Genomic DNA, 18,364 nt, shown 5'->3' on the forward strand with positions numbered 1-18,364 from the left:
CGCTGCTATGCGGGAGGAACGAGTTTATGACTCGGTAACACCCTCCTGCGAATCTCCGAAGGGGGCGAGCCGTCGTCGCGGCTGGCCCCCTTTTTCGTTCTCGAGTCAGAATGTTGGTGAAAAGCGTTCTGCCGAGGCCCTACCGCGGCCTCGTGTCCTCGGTTAGAATTCGTACGAGACGCCGACCGAGATCGTCCGGCCCAGCGGGCGGCGATCGTTGACAAACTCCTTTCCGCGGAACGACTGCGAGACGACCTCCTCGCTGTCGAGCACGTTTTCGACGGAGGCCTTCACCGTCACGCCGCGCAGGAGCCGCTGGGAGGCGTTAACGTCGAGCATGCTCCGTCCCTGTTCGTACAGGTCCACGCCGTTGCGCGTCACCGTCTGCAGCCGGTCGCCGAAGCGGTGCACGAACACGTTGACGCTGGTGCCGGAGTTCGGATTCTGGTAGCCCGCATTCAGGTTGACGAGGAACGGCGACTGGCCCTGCAGGGGTCGCGTGTCGCTCGGGTTCTCCTGGAAGGCGCGGAGGGCGTCCAGCGCCCGCTCAGTCCGCGAAATTTCGGACTCGATCAGCGTGAGGTTGCCGCCCACCTGCACGTGTCGCAGCCACGAGGCGAGCCCGCCCAGGTTCTTTCGGGCTTCCAGCTCTACGCCGTAGACGCGGGCACTGCTCTTGTTGTCGTAGGTTACCTCCACGTTGGCCCCCGATGCCCTCGGGTTGATGGTCCGTTCGATGGGATTGTCGAACTCCTTGTAGTAGACGCCGGCCGAAAGCAGCTCACCGGGGCCGGAGAACCACTCCCAGCGCAGGTCGAAATTGTCGATGCGCGTGCGGGTCAGGTCGGGGTTGCCGACCTCGATGTAGTCGCCGACGAAGTTGAAGGACGAGAACGGCGCAAACTCCCGGAACGAGGGCTGCGCAATGGTGCGCCCGTAGGCCCCGCGCAGGTTCATGTCGTCCCGGAGCGACCACACGAGGTTGACCGACGGCAGCAGGTCCGTTTCCGTGAACTGACCCCGCTGCGGATCGTCCTTGATCGTCGCGATGGACATGTCCGTGTGCTCGACCCGCACGCCGCCGATGAATTCGAGCGACGGAAGGCCGGGCACCGGCAGCTCCGCCGTGAGGAAACCGGCCCCCACCGTCTGATCCCCGTCGTAGTTGTTCGAGGTCTGCGTCTGATCGAGCACGTAGGTACCGAATCGATTCCGCCCGCGGTCGTCGTCTTCGACCAGACCGGCCTGCTCGTCGATGTAGCGGTCCGGATTGCCGGAATATCCGACCTGATCCGAGAGGTGGTCGAAACGGCGCTCGCGAAACTCGCGGGTCGTCGTCCGGTAGCGCCCCCCAGTTTTCAACGTAGCGGGTCCGAGGGGCACCTCTACCGACACGCGCCCCGATCCGTCGGTCTCTGTGAGATTTCGAAAGAAGCGGCTTGGCACCTTATAGATGGACTGGGCGATGGTGCAGCGCTCCTCCCCATCGCGGATATTGCAGTGGTTGGAGAAAAACCGATAGTCGGGCTCGTCCCGCTCGGCTTCTGACAGTGAGGCCTTCCAGTTCACCCGAACGCCCTCCTGCCCGGCCCCGAACTGATGGGTCCCGTCGAGCTCGCCGGACTGCATGGTCCGCTCGGTGGTGCGAAGCACGCGGGTTCGGAAGACGTGGTCGCCCGTGAGGTCGCGCGGCAGTTGGCCCTCCTGGAGCCGGGCCTCCTCTTCTCGGCTACGGTTGTAGAGCAGGCGAAGCCCGAGCTCGTGCTGAGAAGCAAGCTGAAACGAGAGCCCGGCCATGCCCCCGAGGAGGGTCTCCTCCAGGCCCCGCTGCGTGGTGTAGCGCGCCGTGGGATTAAGGTTCTCCGAGAGCGACCCCGTTTGCTCGAACCGGGCCGTCGTCCCGTCCTCGTAGCCGGAGACGGATTGGTCGTACGTCAGCGACGCGATCAGCCCGAGCGAGCGTCCGCCGAGCACGCTGAACCGATCCCCGAACGAGGCCTCGGCGCCCCAGTTGCCGAGCCGCTCCTTGCGGGTCGGCGTGACGGAGGTGGCGAACGCCCGGGTCAATTGATTGATCTGTTGCGCGCGCTGGTCGTCGTTGAACGTCTGCACGAGCGAGCCCGGAAGGTCGTCCCCTTGAGCGATGGCCGGTACGTCGTCCACCCCGCCAATCGGGCGCAGGACCTCCCCGCCGATGCCCACCTCGCTGTTGAGGGACGACGAGACGGAGAGCGTAGCGAACCGCTCCTCCGGAAAGGCCTTCGTCGTAATGTCTATGGAGCCCCCCGTAAAGCTGCCGGGACGATCCGGCGTGAAGGTCTTTCGCGTGACGACGTTGTCGATGAGGCTCGATGGGAAGAGGTCCAGCGCCACGCTGTTGCCGTCCGGATCGGTACTCGGCAGCGTACTCCCATTGAGTTTTGTGGAAACGTACCGCCCCTGGAGGCCCCGCACGTTCACGTACTTGCCCTCGGTCACCGAGGCCCCGGTCACCATGCTCATGGCCCCCGCCACCGTACCGGCACCGGCGCGCCCAATCATTTCGGCGCTGACCGCGTCACTGAGGGCGGCCGCTTCGGCCCGCTCCTTCAACAGTCCCGCCTCCGAGTCGCGCGCCGCCTCCGCCGACACGACGACCTCGTCGAGCTGCTCCGTCTCCGCGGCGAGCGCCACGTCGAGGGACGTCGTCTGCCCTGCCGTCACCTCCACCCCCGTCACGGTCGTCTGTTGGAAGCCCACGAACGAGACGACGAGAGCGTACGTCCCCGGCGCCAGCCCGTCGAGTCGATACCGCCCCTTAAGGTCCGCGGAGGTGCCCGTCGACGTGCCCTCCACCGTCACGTTCGCCCCGGGCAGCGGCTCGCCCTGTCCTTTCTCCACCACAACCCCCGCGACGGCCCCAGCAGACGCAGCGTCCTGTGCCACGACCACGTCGGGCCCGCTGCCCAGCAGCACGATCAGAACTACGGTGAACATGCTTCGCATCCAAGACTCAAGCATCAGGATGGGCAAGGCTGTGCGGATAGATGGACAAGGCTGTGCAGAGCGGAGGCGTCGGCACAAGGACCCGGTTCGTAGAGCACCGGGTGAATTAGACGACGTACTGTACGATACGAAGCGTGTGTAATGCCGCGATTACGTGTGGATCACCGTTGTATTAACTGGGCCCTTTTCTCCGTGTCTTCATTGGACTATTTCTTCCCCTTCACTCTTGCAGGCAGCCTTCCGTGCAGCCTCCTTCCCCGTTCCCGTGTGGACGTCCTCACGGAAGCCTTCCGTTGTCCATCGTGGGAGGGCAGCGAATTTCGTCGAATATTTCGGCCTGCGTTCTGCACGTGGGCCGCGTCCTCCTCATTTTAGAAGGCTGTGCTCCAGTCTTGACGGCTCCCTTCATCCGCCGCCTCTCATTCGTGCCCGACGCGAAAACCTCGAACCCCTATCTGATCCTCTTTGCGCTCTGGCTGATGATGTTCTCGGCCAGCAGCCAGCTGATCATCATGGTGCCCATCCTCCCGGAGATCGCGGCGACGCTCGGGGTGAACGCGTTCTGGCAGGGCATGCTGCTGACCGCCTACGCGCTCTCGCTGGGCGTGTCGGCCCTCATTACCGGCCCGGCGTCCGACCGCATTGGACGCCGCCTCATCCTGCTGTACGGCACCATTCTGATGGCCGTCACCCTGGCCCTCCACACGGTGGCGGAGAGCTACGTTTTGCTGTTCTCCATGCGCCTGCTGGCGGGCGTGGGGGGCGGCATGCTCACCAGCGGGTCCGTGGCCTACGTGGGGGACTACTTTCCCTATGAGCAGCGCGGCTGGGCCAACGGGTGGGTGATGAGCGGCACGGCCTTCGGACAGGTGGCCGGCATCCCCCTCGGCAAGGTGCTCGCGACCGGCTTCGGCTACCGGTGGCCCTTTCTCATGTTTGCGGTGCCCATGGCCGTCTCGGCCGTGCTGATCTGGCGGTACGTCCCGCAGCCGGACGCCGAGCTCGACGACCAGCGGCTCACGCCGGCCCGCCTCGTCGAGAAATACCGGGCCGTTCTTCAGGGCTCCGACGCCATCAACGCCGTCGCGTCGTACCTTCTCATGTTCGCCGGCTTCGGGCTCTTCACGTCGTTCCTCCCCAGCTGGCTCGAATCCACGGTGGGCGTGTCGAGCTACGAGATTGCCCTCCTCTTCGCCATCGGGGGGACCGCCAACATCCTCGCCTCTCCGCTGGGGGGCCGCATCTCGGACCGCATCGGGCGCAAGCCGATCGTGGTGTGGGCCTCGCTCGTCCTCGGCCTATTGATGGCGCTCGCCCCCCTCTACATCACGGGGTTCCTGATCGCGGCCGTGCTCTTCTTCCTGGCCATGGGCCTCATCGGGATCCGCGTCGGGCCCCTGCAGTCGCTGATCACGGCGCTCGTGCCGGATCGCCAGCGCGGCCTCCTCATGGGCCTCGCCATGAGTGTGGGCCAGGCCGGGTTCGGGTTCGGCAGCTTCGTGGCCAGCATCACGTACGGGCCCTACGGCTTCTTCAGCAATGCCGTCGGCGGCGCACTCGCGATGATCGGCATGGCCGGCCTCGTGCACTGGGGCCTCCCGGAGCCGCCGCTCGCCTCAGTGGAGGAGGCCGCGCCCGAGTCCCCGAGCGTCGCGGAGACGCCGTAGCGGGCCGCCCCTGTTCCCCGAGGACGCCAGCCCCCCAAGATCAGGCAAATTGCCAGAGGAGAAGGGCCAGGACGATCAGGGCGCTGCCCCAGAGGGCAAGGGCGATGCGGGTAGAGGTGCGGGCCTGCGCCACGTCGCACCAGTCGCGGGGCCATACGCCGAGCAACAGAAACGTGCACACGGCAGCCAGATTGAGGGAGACGACGTTGGTAACCGTGAGCAGGCCCGCCCGGAGGGCCGCGCCGGGATGCCCGGCCCCAAACAGAAGCCCCGTGGCCACGACGGGAGGAAGCAGCGCCACGGCCACCATGACCCCGACGAGGCCCGTCGCCCCGCCACGGGTCACGGCGAGGGCCCCCGCCGCGCCCGCCGCCCCGGCCAGCGCAATGTCGGGGAGGCCAATGACCGTCCGCACCGCCAGCTCGCCCGTCGTCGGATCGACCGTCATGATCGCCCCGAGTCCGAGGGCTCCGGCCAGGGCCAGGGCCACCCCCGTGAGATTGGCCCAGGCGGCCTGCCCCAGAAGATCGAGATCGCCCAGGGTCGTGCCCAGCGCCAGGGCCAGGTTGGGCCCAATGAGGGGCGCAATCACCATCGCCCCGATCACCACGGCGGTCTGGTCGCGCAGCATGCCCCCGGCCGCGACGACGACCGAGAGGGCAATGAGCGCGTAGTAGTAGCTGGAGACGTCCGTGGCGTCGCGGGCGTACTCGTAGAGCTCGGCCCGCCCCACCCGCGCTACCGAGACATCGTTCTCGTCCGCGTCGGCCGGTTCCGCGTCGGCCTCGTCCACATCGGGGCGTGGCAGGGTCGCCTCCACGGACTGGAGCACCACCCGATACTCCGTAATCACGGTGTCGTCCACCCAGTCCAGGAAGGATTCGGTTTCCTCCACCTCCAGGAGCACGCGGTCCACGCGCTGATCGTCATCAATCGCGTAGGTCCAGTGTCCGAGCACGTCGTAGGCATCGTCCGGCACCTCCAGTGCCTCATCCGTGTCCGGGTGATACACATCGACCAGTCGAAGGGCCATACGGGCGGCACACACGGCGAAAAAGAGGGGAACGACTCTTTTCAAAGGATAACCACGACGAAGATGCACATCCAGCCGATACGACGCGGATTCCCGGCTGTGTGGTGCCGTGCCCAATAAAAAAAGGACGCAGGCCGACCGGGCATCCGGTGCCGCCTGCGTCCCTAGACTGAACTCTTCGTGCCGCCAAACCGTCGGCGGAGAGTTGCTAGAAGTAGACCCCAATGTTCACATTGAAGGCCGTTCGCCACTCGTTGTCGTTATTCTCCGCCATGACACTGGAAAAGGTCCCGTCGAACGGCTGGTTGAACGGATGGCCCTTGCTGACAATCAGGTCCGTGTACACGAACAGCGGGCCGGCCGACGTGAGAAAGCCAATGTCGTGGTTAACGTTGTCATTCCAGCTGTCAACGTCTTTTGTGACCTGACTGAAGTCGTAGTACGGCTTGATTTCCGAGACCGGCCCGGCGTCGACCGGAATGTGGTAGGCCAGGCTGGACGAGTACACGTTGTGCTCACTCGCGACGCGGTTTGGAGACCCGTAGGCCCCCATCACGACGAAGCGATCGTCCGTCACACTCGGAGGATTCAATTCCTGCTGGGCGAACTCCAGCTTTGCCTCGAACCCGCCGTAACGTCCCTGAAGGTGTGCGGCGTACGCGGCATGCCAGTCGGTCTCACCGGTGCCTTCGTTGAGAAGCTGGCCACGCTGACCGGATACGCCAACCTTGGTAAAGCCGAGGCCTTCGTGATCAAAGGAGTAGGCCACCTTTGCGTTGAACTGGTGCTGCTCCGTCACGCCGCGCGTGTCGATGTAGCCAGCGCTGGTTCCCGAGACCACATCATAGGAATACCGCGCCGCGTTACTCGACCCAAAGAAGTCTACCTGCTCGGAATTCATGTAGTAGGCCCCCTGGACGTCCCAGCCGTTGGCCTGGTACATCGCCTTGATACCAGCCTCGTAGTCATCCTCTAGACCTACGTAGTATGTATTGTTGAAGAACCAGCTGCTGGAAGCATAGGGCTGAATGCCGAACGGCACCTGGCTCACGCCAACCTGAATTTGGCGGGCGTCGCTGAATTCATAGCCGACCCAGCCGTGGTGGATGTAGTTTCCGCCGAAGGACTCCGGGTAGAACGCCCACTCGGCGTCAAAAATGAGGCTTCCGTAGGACCCACTGGCTCCGATCCGGAAGGTGTCAAACGTAAACCCACCGTCCTCAAGGACGTTATCAGCTTGGTCTTCAAAGTTTCCGTTCTGCCCGGCCCCGTACGAGCGAAAGAGCGCGTTGAAGCGGAGCGACCCGTTAACACTGACGTCGAGCGTCGGCTCGTCCTGCTGGGGCGCTGCGGTTGTGTTTTCGCTCTCCCAGGCGTTGGCGACCAGGGAGGTGGCGTTGGTGCTATCGTCGGCAGGCGCCGGGTCGTCGGCGAGGGCCGAGCCGGGAAGCACCAGCCCGGCGGTGAGAAAGAGTGCGAGAACTGCGGTACAGTACCGATTCATATGGGAATGTGGCGCGCTGTGAAAAAGAGTAACAAAGAACAACGTGATGCTACGCATTAAGCCAAAGGGGACTTTGTCGCGTCATGTAGGTTCGGGGAAGCGGGTGCGATGAACGTATCAGGAGAATGCGTGGAGGTAGATCTGTTCGCTTCCTACCGGTGCGGCGTTTGGGGTGCGGCCACATGTGCTTTCGAGCCTCTTGCTCGCACACACGGGCTTCGTCCGTGACAAGATGACTCACAAAACACCCCCGACCGCCAAGCGGCAGTCGGGGGTGCTGCGTCATCATCTCCGACACCGAACGCCTACGCCTCCTGGTCGCGCGAGAAGGTCGCGTCGTCCGGAAGCGTCTCCACCGCCCCATCGGACGCAGCGCACTCTTCGGCCTGATCCGTCCACCCATTGACATCCTCCGGGTGGTCTTCGATCCACTGGTTGGCGGCCTCCCGCTTGCTCATGTCGCCGCGATCACGGAAGTTGCCCATGAGGCTTTCGATCTGCTCGTCGCTGACCTCCGACACCTTCAGGAAGCACGCGACCTCCTTCGGAAACTCCTCCGTGAACTCGCTGTCGACGATCTTGAAGACATCCTCCGGATTCCCAAACACCGGAGACTGTCCCGTCTGCGCCTCCTCAAGGTACTTCAGGTCGAACGATCCCCACTTCCAGTGCGGGTACCAGCCCGTCACGACGATGGGCTGTTCATTGTTGACGGCGTTCTCTAGCGCCTGCCAGGTCGCCGGGCCGCTCGACGCCACCACCGAGAACCCATCGAGGCCGTTGTTTTCGAGAATCTGGCGCGTCTGTTTGTTGACCGCCGCCCCGGACTCGATGCCGTTGATCTCGCCGTCGAGCTCGTCGCGGTAGCTTTCCAGCTCCGAGACACTGGAGATGTCCATGTACGCCGGCACGGTCAGTCCCACGGACGTGCCCTTGTAGGTGTAGCCGAGCTTGGCAGCATTTCCCTGCGCCTTGCTCCAGGGCTCCGAGTGGGTCGTGGGGAGCCACGCCTCGTTGAAGTAGTCGCGGTCGCCGTCGGCCACCGACGAGAAGGCGATGCCTCCGCCTCCGACCTCTCGGACGTCGACCTCCATGTCATACTGGTTTTCCATGACCTGCTCCTGAACGTAGGTGAAGGCCATGCCCTCGATCCAGTTCACCGTAACCATGTTCATGTCTCGCGACACATCCTGACTGCCTCCGCCGCCCCCACAGCCGGCGAGCCCGGTCCCAAGGAGGCCGATGGCCGCAACAGCGGCGATGAGGGAACGCAGTGATGTCGAAAAAAGCTTCATAGTGTTAGGGTGTTTCCTTGTGATGGTGAGTGTCAACGTCGTGTAGTCACGTGTGGAAGAGCGACCAGACGGGAGACAGTATGTCTCCTCGTCCGGGTCGCCGTCAGAAAAGAACGTCGTTCCTCCTCCGAAGAAGGCAGGTGTGGGTTACCCCGTGGCGGCCGGGGTAGAGGCCCCTGCCTTCTCCCCTATGGCCTGCGTGATGCGGTCCAGGAAAATGGCCAGAATCACGATGGCCAGTCCCCCCTCAAACCCAACCCCGATGCGCAGCTGCTGGATCCCCTCCACGACCGGATCCCCAAGCCCGCCGGCCCCAATGAGCGCAGCAATCACGACCATCGACAGGGCCAAGAGCACCGTCTGGTTCACCCCCGCAAGAATGGTGGGCAGCGCCATCGGCAGCTCCACCTTATAGAGCATCTGGCTCGGGGTGGACCCGAAGGACTGCGCCGCCTCGACGGCCTCTTCCGAGACCTGTCGGATGCCGAGGTTCGTCAGGCGCACGCACGGAGGCGTAGCGAAGATGAAGGTGGCGATGACCCCCGGCACCTGCCCCAGCCCGAAGAGCACGACCGCCGGGATGAGGTACACAAACGCCGGCATCGTCTGCATGAAGTCGAGGATCGGCCGCACGATCGCGTCCACCACGTCGTTCTTCGCCGCCCAGATGCCCACGGGAATCCCGATGAGTAGCGAGAGCAGCGTCGCCGTGGCGACGAGCGCCAGCGTCTGCATGGTGAACTCCCACAGCCCCATGCCGAAGGCAACCTCTACCCCCAAAAGCATGAACTCAACGTCTTCCAGGAGGGTGAGCCCAACCACCGTAAAGATCGCCACGCCACGGGACGCCACCCACCACGCGAGGAGCGTAAAGAGCAGAATCATTGCCCAGCTCGGGAGGAAGAGCAGGATTTCTTCCAGCCCGGTGATGGTCGCCCCAATTACGGACGTTACGCCATCGAGGAACGGGCCGAAGTTGTTTTGAATCCATTCGATGAGGGCCGCAAAGGCACCGCCAAGATCCAATCGCATAGGCACTCGGGAAGCATCGTTCAAAACGAGCAAGCATCAGGGAGGGCAACCCATTGCCCAGAATCAGGCCACCGCTGCCTCGGGGTCTTCGTCGGTCCGTCCGGCACGGGCGTCCCGCCGCCGCGCCCCATCGGCGTTTTGGACGACCTCCTCCATCACGGCCCCCTGATTCACAACGCCCTGAAGGGTCTCCTCCGAGTCCCGCACAGCCAGTGGGCCGTCGTTGTCCAGCAGGGTCGGGAGCAGCTCAGCAATCGGGGTATGGGGGAAAACGGACGGGCCGTCGGCGGACACCGTCTCGTCGTCCTGAAGGTCCCGCATCACGGTGTGGGCGGGGACGATTTTCGTGCGGTCCACGTTCTCGACGAAAGAGCGGACGTACTCGTCGGCAGGGTCGGTAAGGATTTGGGTGGGGGTGCCAATCTGGGCAATCCGACCGTCCTTCATGATGGCAATGCGGTCGCCCATCTTCAGCGCCTCGTCGAGGTCGTGGGTGATGAACAGGATCGTACAGGCCGGGTCCCACTGCTCCTGCAGCTCCAGCAGCTCGTTCTGCATGTCGGCCCGGATGAGGGGGTCGAGGGCACTGAAGGCCTCGTCCATCAGCAAAATCTCCGGGTCGTTGACGAGGGCGCGGGCCAGGCCCACCCGCTGCTGCATGCCCCCACTCAGCTGGCTGGTCTGACTGTCCTCGTAGCCATCCAGGCCCACGAGGTCCAAGGACTGGCGGGCCTTCTCGCGCCGCTGCGCCTTGTCCATGCCCGCCACCTCCAGGCCGTACTCCACGTTTCCGATGACCGTCCGGTGGGGAAACAGCCCAAAGTTCTGAAAGACCATCGACATCTTGGTCCGGCGCAGCTCGCGGAGGCGGTCTTCGTCAAAGGCGGTCACCTCGTCGTCGTGGACGCGCACAGCCCCGAAGGTCGGCTCGATCAGGCGGTTGACGCACCGGAGCAGGGTCGACTTCCCACTTCCCGAGAGCCCCATGACCACGAAGATTTCCTGCTCCTGCACCTCGAAGTTGGCGTCGTCCACCGCGATCACGGAGCCGGTCTCTTCCTTCACCTTTGCCTTCGACACCCCCTCTTGGGCAAGGGTGCGGGCGCGCTCGGGATCCCCCCCGAAAATTTTCCAGAGTCCCTCTGCCTCAATAACAGCCATAATGTGCGTAGCTTGTTCGCTGGGTGTAAGCGTGGGAGAGACAGGTTCAGCCTCGGGCTGGCGGACATGACACATTCTTTTCTGTCCCGAGACCTTGCTTAATTAGGTTCTTGCGGAGGGTGTGTTTAGAAAAAGAAGATTGCTCCTCCGATTCTACCCCTCTTTCATACAACCTTATAAACAATCACGTGAACGAGGTTCTGTTTTTTGTTGTGTTCTTTTTATGCCCCCATAATTTTTAAGAAGGCATGCAGGGCGGAGACCAAACAGGAAGCCTCAGCGCTCGTGGAGCCAACTGGGGCAGACGCCCGGACGGCATCGGGCCCGAACGCTCAGGGCCTCCATTCGTAGACCGACTCCTCGCGTTCTCAATCAACGAGTTCATTTCCTATGCCCGACGATCGCTCCGCCAAGGTCATCGAAACCGTCGCCGACGGCCTGCGCCTGCAGGTGGGGGATCTGCCCGGCGACCACGCCCCCACTCTCCTGAAGGCCAAGCCCGCGGCCTACGTCGTCGGGTTCACGGCGGGGGTGAGCCGCGCGCTGGACGTGCCCGTGGGCAACCACACAATCCGCACCCTGGAGCGAGGCTGTCGGCAGGGCCTCCCCCGCGACGGCGACCTGGGGCAGCGCCTCGCCGACATCGCAGCGGGGATCGTCTTCGACGGAAGTGTTACCAGCGACCCAGACCTTGCGACAATCCGTGAGGATGGGGAGGAGGAGGGTCGGGCCTTCGTTGAGGACCGGTCCCCCCCGTCCCTACTCGGCGACTTGGCCCGCAAATAAACGGCGCCGTCAGGCCCTATGGAGATGCGCGACCGTCTACGGAACAGCCCCGGAACTGCCGCCACCTGCATCTCGACCTCCGCGTCAGAAGAGGCCCGGCCCCAGAGGAACTGACGCCTTCCCCTTGGTTCGGGAGGCGCTGCGTCAGGCCGCAACCGGCTCGGTGTGCTCGATGCGGGTGCCAAGCATGTCCAGGAACTGCCGGATCCAGGCGGCGTGGGCGGGCCAGGCCGGGGCCGTGACGAGGTTGCCGTCGGTCACCGCCTCGGTCATCTCCACATCGACGTAGGTGCCGCCGGCCGCCTCCACCTCCGGAGCACAGGCCGGATACGCCGAGCAGCGTCGCCCGTCGAGCACGTCGGCAGCGGCAAGCGTCTGGGCGGCGTGGCAGACGGCCGCGACCGGCTTGTCTTCTTCGAAGAAATGCTGCGTCACCTCGATGACGCGGTCGTTCAGGCGGAGGTATTCCGGAGCGCGGCCGCCCGGCAGACAAAGCGCATCGTAGTCGGCCGGGTCCACCTCGTCGAAGGTGGCATTCAGGGCAAAGTTGTGGCCCGGCTTCTCGGTGTACGTCTGGTCGCCCTCAAAGTCGTGGATGGCCGTTTTCACCGTGTCGCCGGCCTCCTTCTCCGGGCACACGGCGTGCACCTCGTGGCCCGCCAGGTCGAGCATTTGGAACGGAACCATCGTCTCGTAGTCCTCGGCAAAGTCGCCGACGATCATCAAAATTTGCTTGGACATGACTGTCTGCGGGACGTTGTGAACAGGGCAAGGGTTGTGGATCCTTTTTGCATGCCGGACCGGCAGAATGGATCCTTTCCGCCAATCATGTGAATCTGATATGCACGAGCCTGACGGAAGCTCCGCTCCTTCAATCGTGGAGGTACGGACAGACGAGGGAAAGGGAGGCACCTCTTAAGACACGTTGTGCCAGATGTGGATCGCACCCGCGTCGTGCCTCTCCTCGACCGGAAACGGGCCTCGCCACGCCCGTGTCGCGTCTTTCCATCCGATCACTGCTCAATCCGTTCGGTCGATCGGCGCTGAATCGAGTTCCGAGCGGTCCGCAGTCCTGTCCGGGGAGGGCGCTACGCCAGTGCGGAGGCGACGCGGCGGCCCGCTTCGATGGCCCCGTCGAGGTAGCCAGGGTGGTCGGCGGCAGTTTCGGCCGCGGCAACGTGCAGGCGCCCGTCCCAGTGAGGACGTCGGAGGACGGGGGCCGGATCCGGGGGTGTGTGCGGCCCCGGCTTGGGCCCCGCGGGCGGCGTCGTGGCCGTGTCGTGGCGCCAGTTGGCCGTTGCGATGCCGGTAGGGGAGTCGGCGGCCTCGCCAAAGCAGTGCACGAGCTGACGAACGAGGGCGGCGTCCCGCTTGTCCGGATCGCTCGGGGTGGGGGAGTCGGGGCCTGGGGGATGCATGAACCCAACGAGGGCGGCGGGGCCGTCGGGCATCACGGCGTCGTGCCAGTCGTGCACCGGTCCGGCCGCGCTCCGCACACGCCCGGCGAGGCCCTGCTCGCGCCAGAACGGGCGGTCGTAGGTGACGGCCGCCTTCGCCGAAGGACTCATCCAGGTCGTGGTGTTGCGGAGAGCCGAAGCCAGCGCATCCGGCAGCACAGGGTCGAACTGAAGGGCATGGGCCGCCAGTCGGGGCGGAAGGGCAAGCACCACCGCGTCGACCGACGTGGCCTGCGGGCCCTCGGGCGTCTGGGCGGTGGCCTGCACCTGTCCCCCCCCACGCTGCAGGGCGCGGAGGCGGTGGCGACGGCGCAGGGCGGCGTCCGGAAGTGTGGCGGCGAGGCGCTCGTGGAGGGCCTGGGCCCCGCCCACGAGGCGCCAGGAAGGCGGCGGGGCCTCCGGCCACTCGAAGTGCTCCACGGGAGCGTCCCGGGCCCACTCCTGCACCGCCATGCCGGGCTCGTGCTGGCGCACCCGCTCGATACCGAGGCGTTCAGCCAGCGTGCGCACCCGGTCGTGCGTCTCCCAGTGCCAGGACGCCCCCAGGTCGAGACGCACGTCGTCGGGGCCGACGGCCGGGCTCCAGCACCGCCCCCCGACCCGGTCGCGCGCCTCCCAGACGCGCACCGACACACCCCTCTCGTGCAGCTCGGTGGCCGCCACGAGGCCCGCCAGCCCCGCTCCGACGACCAGAATGGAGGGGGACTCAGACATGCTCGGCCTCCTCTGCTCCTGTCGACGATCGAAAATACGCGTCGATGCTATACCGGCCAGGGCCCGTCAGCAGGAGCGCCGCAAACACCGTCGCCATCTCCGTGGCGTGCCAGGGCCCCTCCCCCGCCGCGATGTGGCTCGACGCCGCGACGAACATGGTCCCCAGGAGCAGCCCCAGGATCGGGCGAAAGAGCAGGCCCAGCATCAAGCAGACGCCCCCCACAAACTCCGTGGCCGCCGCCATGAAGCCCCAGGCGACGGGCCAGACGGTGATCCCAAAAATCTCCATAGTCGTCCCCAGCTCCGCCCATCGCGCCGGTCCGCCCAACATCTTGTCGGCCCCGTACACGAAGACAAACGAGACGCCAATGCCGATACGGAGGACGAGCAGCGCGAGGTCGATGGAGGCCCACCGGGACGAATCCATGCCGGGTACTGGGTTGGTTGGGGAGATGGGAACGCGTTTCTCAAGCTACGCCAGCCGTGCCGACCCGGGCGGACGTCAGCCCGCAAGCTCATCGACGCTGTATTTCCCCGGCCCCACAAAGACGAGGCTCAGGAACACAAACGCGTACAGGAGGGCCCTTTCGGGACTGCCGTCGATGGCGCCGGTGAGGTGGGCCGTCGCAGCCACGGCCATGTTGAGTACGAGGAGGAGGGCCGCCGGGCGCGTCAGCAGCCCGAGCGCAACAAGCAAGGCCCCCGCGAACTCGGCGAGGGCAGCCATGAACCCCCAAAAGGTAGGAGCGAATCCGAGCCCAAAGAGCTCCATCGTGCCGCCCAGCCCCGCCCACTGCTCGGGCCCGCCGACGATCTTTCCCCACCCGTGGCCGACGGCCATGTACAGGCCAAACGTAGCACGGAGAAGAAGCAGGCCCAGGTCACGGAATTTACTCAAGTGTGTCCAGATCATGACTCGACAAGCGGTTTGGAAAGGCTAGATGAACCCGCCTCAAGTATAGAAAACGGCGGGCGGTTTGTCGAGCGGCGTCGTTCTGGACCAGGGCACTTGCATGTTGAAAGGTTCGTCGAGTGATGAAGGCTGCGCTGCCGCTGATCGCAGGGGAAAAGCCAGGAATGCACGGGAGAATGAGGGAACGTGGGGGAACCGAGTTTCCGCCTCTACCGAACCGTGCAAACAGCTCCGGTCGCAAAGGTGCGATTGCCCTGCGTTCGGGACCCGGGACAACCTCGAGGGAGATGCCTCCCCACACGCCAAAGAATCGTCCAGGATACAACGGAGCGCGGCCTACTCGATCGTCCAGGTCTCCCCCGAGCGGAGCAGCGCATCGAGGTCGCCCTCGCCCTGCTCTGCCGTGACGGCGTCGATTTGTTGGTGCACGCGCTCCGCGTACGTGGGCCGCTCCGTCCGGTGGATCACGCCGAACGGGCGGGGCAGCTGTGTGCCGGTCTCGTCCAGGCGGGGAATCGGGTCGCCGTCGTCGTCCTGCCACGACATGCGGCCGAGGATGGTGGCAAGCTCCGGCGCGGTCTCGTCGTGCACGAGGCAGTCGTCGGCCGACCAGTCGCCGTGCTCCAGGTCGACCACCTCCGGCTGGAGGGTGTCGAGCCGGATGCCCCTCGTCCCGTTGGCGAACGTCATCGGCTCGCCGTGCTCCAGGAAGAGGGCGCGCTCGTCCTTCGTCTCCCGCTCGGTAAATTCGAAGAAGGCCCCGTCGTTGAAGATGTTGCAGTTTTGGTAGATCTCCAGGAAGCCAGTGCCGTCATGCTCGTGGGCGGCCCGCATCATGGCCTTCATGTGCTGCGGATCGCGGTCCATGGTGCGCGCCACGAAGGAGGCGTCGGCCCCCAGGGCGACGGACACGGGATTGAAGGGCCGATCGACAGAGCCGTAGGGCGTGCTCTTCGACACGGTCCCCTCATTGGACGTGGGGCTGTACTGGCCCTTCGTGAGGCCGTAGATTTCGTTGTTGAAGAGGAGGATCTGTGTGTCGAGGTTGCGGCGGAAGACATGGATCAGGTGGTTGCCGCCGATGGACAGCGCGTCGCCGTCGCCGGTCACGACCCACACGTCCAGCTCCGGATTGCTCATCTTGAGCCCTGTGGCCACGGCCGGGGCCCGCCCGTGGATGCTGTGCATGCCGTACGTGTCCATGTAGTACGGGAAGCGCCCGGCGCACCCGATGCCGCTGATGAACACAACGTTCTCTTTGTCCACCCCCAGGTCCGGCAGCAGACGCTGCACGGTCGACAGGATGGCGTAGTCGCCACAGCCGGGACACCAGCGCACCTCCTGGTCCGACTGAAAGTCTTCGCGGGACAGCGCCTCACCCGCCCCATCCCCGCCATACCCGGGCGGAAGCGTAGGGCCGTTGTCATCAGCGTCGTCGCCACCGGGAGAGGGCGGCCCGGCGGGCTTCTTGGCCCCGGGCGGGCCGGCCGGCTTCTTCGTGCCCGGGGCCTCCGATTCCTCGCTCTCACCACCAAGGCCCGGGGGAAGATCAGGCTTCTTCGTGCTGGGCGTTGCCTCTTCGTCGGACGCATTCGGGGCCGACGCGTCGCTCCCGTCGGCAAGGCCGGGGGGCCGGTCCGGTTTTTTGGTGCCGTCGGGCATCTGACCGTTTGGGCTGGTGTCGGGGGGGTCGGTGCTCATGGATCGGGAGGGTGGTTCCGTCAACGGGGTCCATTTCCTTTAGCAGCGTATCGCGTATCGCACGTTGTGAATCGGATCACTGCCTGACAAGACGCGCAATGCGAAACACGCAGTGCGAAATACACAATCCTACGCCGGTGTCGGCTCACTCAGCAGGGCCGTCGCCTCCTCTAGAATTTCTTCGGCCCGGAACGGTCGGCCCTGGATCTTGTGGAGGGGCGCGAAGCCACAGCGGGGGTACTGGTCGCGCAGGACGCGAATGAGCTGTCCATTGTTGAGCTCGGGGACGAGGACGTGGTCGAAGCGGCCGAGTACATCCCCGAGGTCTGCCGGCAGGGGCCAGACGTGGCGGAGGACGACGCTGCCAACGCGCAGATTCTGCTCCCTTGCGCGCTCGGTGGCTTCCTCGATCGCCCCCTTCGTGGAGCCCCACCCGACCACGAGCAGGTCGCCGTCGGCCGGCCCGGACACTTGCGTCGGGGGAATGTCCTGCGTCACGTTCTGCACCTTCTGCGCCCGCACCTCCACCATCTTCTGGTGATTCTCAGCGTCGTAGGAGACATCGCCCGTCTGGTGCTCTTTCTCCAATCCGCCGAGGCGGTGCTCCAGGTCGGGCGTGCCGGGACGGGCCCAGGCGCGGGCCAGCGTCTCCGGGTCGCGCACGTAGGGCAGGAACTGGTCGTTGCCGTCCTGGTCCTTGTGCATCGTGCGCTCGGTGGCCTCCGTCTCGAACTCGACGTTGAACGCCGGGAGCGCGTCGGTATCGGGGATGCGCCATGCCTCCGAGCCGTTGCCGAGGTAGCCGTCGGCCAGCAGGATGACGGGCGTGCGGTATTTGGTAGCGATGCGACACGCCTCGTAGGCGGTGTGGAAGCAGTCGCCCGGCGAGGTGGCGGCGAGCACCGGGAGCGGCGCCTCCCCGTTGCGGCCGTACACGGCCTGCAGCAGGTCGCCCTGCTCCGGCTTGGTGGGCAGTCCGGTAGAGGGCCCGCCGCGCTGCATGTCGATGATGACGAGCGGCAGCTCCGTCATGACACCGAGCCCGATCGTCTCCGTCTTGAGGGCCACGCCGGGGCCGGAGGTGGCGCACACGCCGAGGTCGCCCCCAAAGCTGGCCCCGAGCGCCGAGGTCGCGGCCGCAATCTCGTCTTCGGCCTGAAAGGTGATGACCCCGAAATTCTTGTGCTCACTCAGCTCGTGGAGGATGTCCGACGCCGGCGTGATGGGGTAGGAGCCGTAGAAGAGGCGGAGGTCGCTCTTCACACTCGCGGCCACCAGCCCCAGGGCCAGCGCCTCTGCCCCCCGCACCGCCCGGTAGGTGCCGGGCGTCATCGCGGCCGCGTTGACCTCGTACCGCGTCCCAATGGCGTCGACGGTTTCTCCGTAGTGAAATCCTTTTTCGAGGACCTTTAGGTTCGCATCTCGAATCGCCGGCTTGTCCCCAAACTTCTCTCGGATCCACTCCTGGGCGGGCTCAACCGGCCGGGAGTACATCCAGAGGGCCAGCCCAAGGGCGAACATGTTTTTCGACCGGTCGACCTTCTGCAGCGACAGGTCGGTGTCCGACAAGGCCTTCCGGGTGATGTCGGTGAGCGGCACTTCCTGCACCCGGTAATCGTCCAGCGTGCCGTCCGTAAGCGGGTTGTAATCGAGGTCGGCCTTCGTGAGGTCCTGTTCCTCGAAGGCATTGGTGTTGACAATAATGGTGCCGCCCGGTCGCACGCGGTGCAGGTGCACCTTCAGCGCCGCCGCGTTCATGGCCACGAGCAGATCCACCTTTTCGCCCGGTGTGCGTACCTCCTCGGCGCCGAAGTGGAGCTGAAAGGCACTTACGCCGAAGGTGGTGCCCGCCGGGGCCCGAATCTCGGCGGGATAGTCCGGCAGCGTGGCCAGGTCGTTTTGGGCGTAGGCAGAAGCAAGGGTGAATTGTGACCCGGTAATCTGCATTCCGTCCCCCGAGTCCCCGGCAAAGAGAACTGTGGCCTCGGGAATTTCCTTCGTGTCCGTCGTGTCGCTGGGCGCGCTCATTCGTATCGCTTAGATCCATTCTAAATTGGCGGCCATTGCAACGGGGGCCCCTCCCTAGAGGTTCAGGGGCGGGGGTGCACACAGGGTC

The 18,364-nt window shown here is 65.1% G+C and carries 14 protein-coding genes; 2 read left to right on the top strand and 12 right to left on the bottom strand.

All coding sequences use genetic code 11. The features are described 5' to 3' along the window. Window positions 1-162: 162 nt before the first annotated feature. Window positions 163-2,976, bottom strand: a complete 2,814-nt coding sequence (locus tag B7R93_RS04565) for a TonB-dependent receptor (RefSeq protein WP_232798014.1) — start codon at window positions 2,974-2,976, stop codon at window positions 163-165. A 434-nt stretch (window positions 2,977-3,410) separates the two neighbouring features. Here B7R93_RS04565 and B7R93_RS04570 point away from each other — a divergent pair, with 434 nt between their 5' ends. Next, window positions 3,411-4,652, top strand: a complete 1,242-nt coding sequence (locus B7R93_RS04570) for an MFS transporter (RefSeq protein WP_103019860.1) — start codon at window positions 3,411-3,413, stop codon at window positions 4,650-4,652. Between the two features lie 40 nt (window positions 4,653-4,692). Here B7R93_RS04570 and B7R93_RS04575 read toward each other — a convergent pair whose 3' ends face one another. The 5 genes from B7R93_RS04575 to B7R93_RS04595 form a co-directional block, all read right to left on the bottom strand. Further along, complete coding sequence (locus B7R93_RS04575) at window positions 4,693-5,685, bottom strand: TIGR00341 family protein (RefSeq protein ID WP_103019641.1); 993 nt, start codon at window positions 5,683-5,685, stop codon at window positions 4,693-4,695. 208 nt (window positions 5,686-5,893) lie between these two features. Further along, window positions 5,894-7,189, bottom strand: coding sequence for a hypothetical protein (locus B7R93_RS04580; protein ID WP_103019642.1), 1,296 nt, complete (start codon window positions 7,187-7,189; stop codon window positions 5,894-5,896). A 305-nt stretch (window positions 7,190-7,494) separates the two neighbouring features. After that, complete coding sequence (locus B7R93_RS04585) at window positions 7,495-8,484, bottom strand: glycine betaine ABC transporter substrate-binding protein (protein ID WP_103019643.1); 990 nt, start codon at window positions 8,482-8,484, stop codon at window positions 7,495-7,497. A 147-nt stretch (window positions 8,485-8,631) separates the two neighbouring features. Continuing rightward, the gene (locus B7R93_RS04590; RefSeq protein WP_103019644.1) at window positions 8,632-9,516 is read right to left on the bottom strand and encodes an ABC transporter permease; all 885 of its coding nucleotides are present in this window, start codon (window positions 9,514-9,516) and stop codon (window positions 8,632-8,634) included. Between the two features lie 63 nt (window positions 9,517-9,579). Continuing rightward, a complete protein-coding gene (locus B7R93_RS04595; protein ID WP_103019645.1) occupies window positions 9,580-10,677 on the bottom strand; it encodes a quaternary amine ABC transporter ATP-binding protein in 1,098 nt (365 codons plus the stop codon). A gap of 390 nt (window positions 10,678-11,067) precedes the next feature. Here B7R93_RS04595 and B7R93_RS04600 point away from each other — a divergent pair, with 390 nt between their 5' ends. Further along, window positions 11,068-11,463, top strand: coding sequence for a hypothetical protein (locus B7R93_RS04600; protein ID WP_103019646.1), 396 nt, complete (start codon window positions 11,068-11,070; stop codon window positions 11,461-11,463). A 144-nt stretch (window positions 11,464-11,607) separates the two neighbouring features. Here B7R93_RS04600 and B7R93_RS04605 read toward each other — a convergent pair whose 3' ends face one another. The 6 genes from B7R93_RS04605 to B7R93_RS04630 form a co-directional block, all read right to left on the bottom strand. Continuing rightward, on the bottom strand, window positions 11,608-12,204 hold the full coding sequence (locus tag B7R93_RS04605; RefSeq protein WP_103019647.1) for a DJ-1/PfpI family protein: 597 nt from the start codon (window positions 12,202-12,204) through the stop codon (window positions 11,608-11,610). A gap of 347 nt (window positions 12,205-12,551) precedes the next feature. After that, window positions 12,552-13,634 carry a flavin monoamine oxidase family protein gene (locus tag B7R93_RS04610; protein WP_103019648.1) on the bottom strand — a complete coding sequence of 361 codons (1,083 nt, stop codon included), beginning with the start codon at window positions 13,632-13,634 and terminating at the stop codon, window positions 12,552-12,554. After that, the gene (locus B7R93_RS04615) at window positions 13,627-14,061 is read right to left on the bottom strand and encodes a DoxX family protein (RefSeq protein ID WP_103019649.1); all 435 of its coding nucleotides are present in this window, start codon (window positions 14,059-14,061) and stop codon (window positions 13,627-13,629) included. The genes B7R93_RS04610 and B7R93_RS04615 overlap by 8 nt, the downstream gene beginning before the upstream one ends. Before the next feature lie 75 nt (window positions 14,062-14,136). Next, on the bottom strand, window positions 14,137-14,547 hold the full coding sequence (locus tag B7R93_RS04620; protein WP_103019650.1) for a DoxX family protein: 411 nt from the start codon (window positions 14,545-14,547) through the stop codon (window positions 14,137-14,139). Window positions 14,548-14,883: 336 nt separating this feature from the next. Then, complete coding sequence (locus B7R93_RS04625) at window positions 14,884-16,248, bottom strand: 2-oxoacid:ferredoxin oxidoreductase subunit beta (RefSeq protein ID WP_103019651.1); 1,365 nt, start codon at window positions 16,246-16,248, stop codon at window positions 14,884-14,886. Between the two features lie 129 nt (window positions 16,249-16,377). After that, window positions 16,378-18,276: a 2-oxoacid:acceptor oxidoreductase subunit alpha gene (locus B7R93_RS04630; protein WP_103019652.1), complete on the bottom strand. Its 1,899-nt coding sequence runs from the start codon at window positions 18,274-18,276 to the stop codon at window positions 16,378-16,380. Between the last annotated feature and the right edge of the window lie 88 nt (window positions 18,277-18,364).

The organism is Salinibacter altiplanensis (assembly GCF_002894645.1).
In the GTDB taxonomy this organism is placed as follows: Bacteria; Bacteroidota; Rhodothermia; order Rhodothermales; family Salinibacteraceae; genus Salinibacter; species Salinibacter altiplanensis.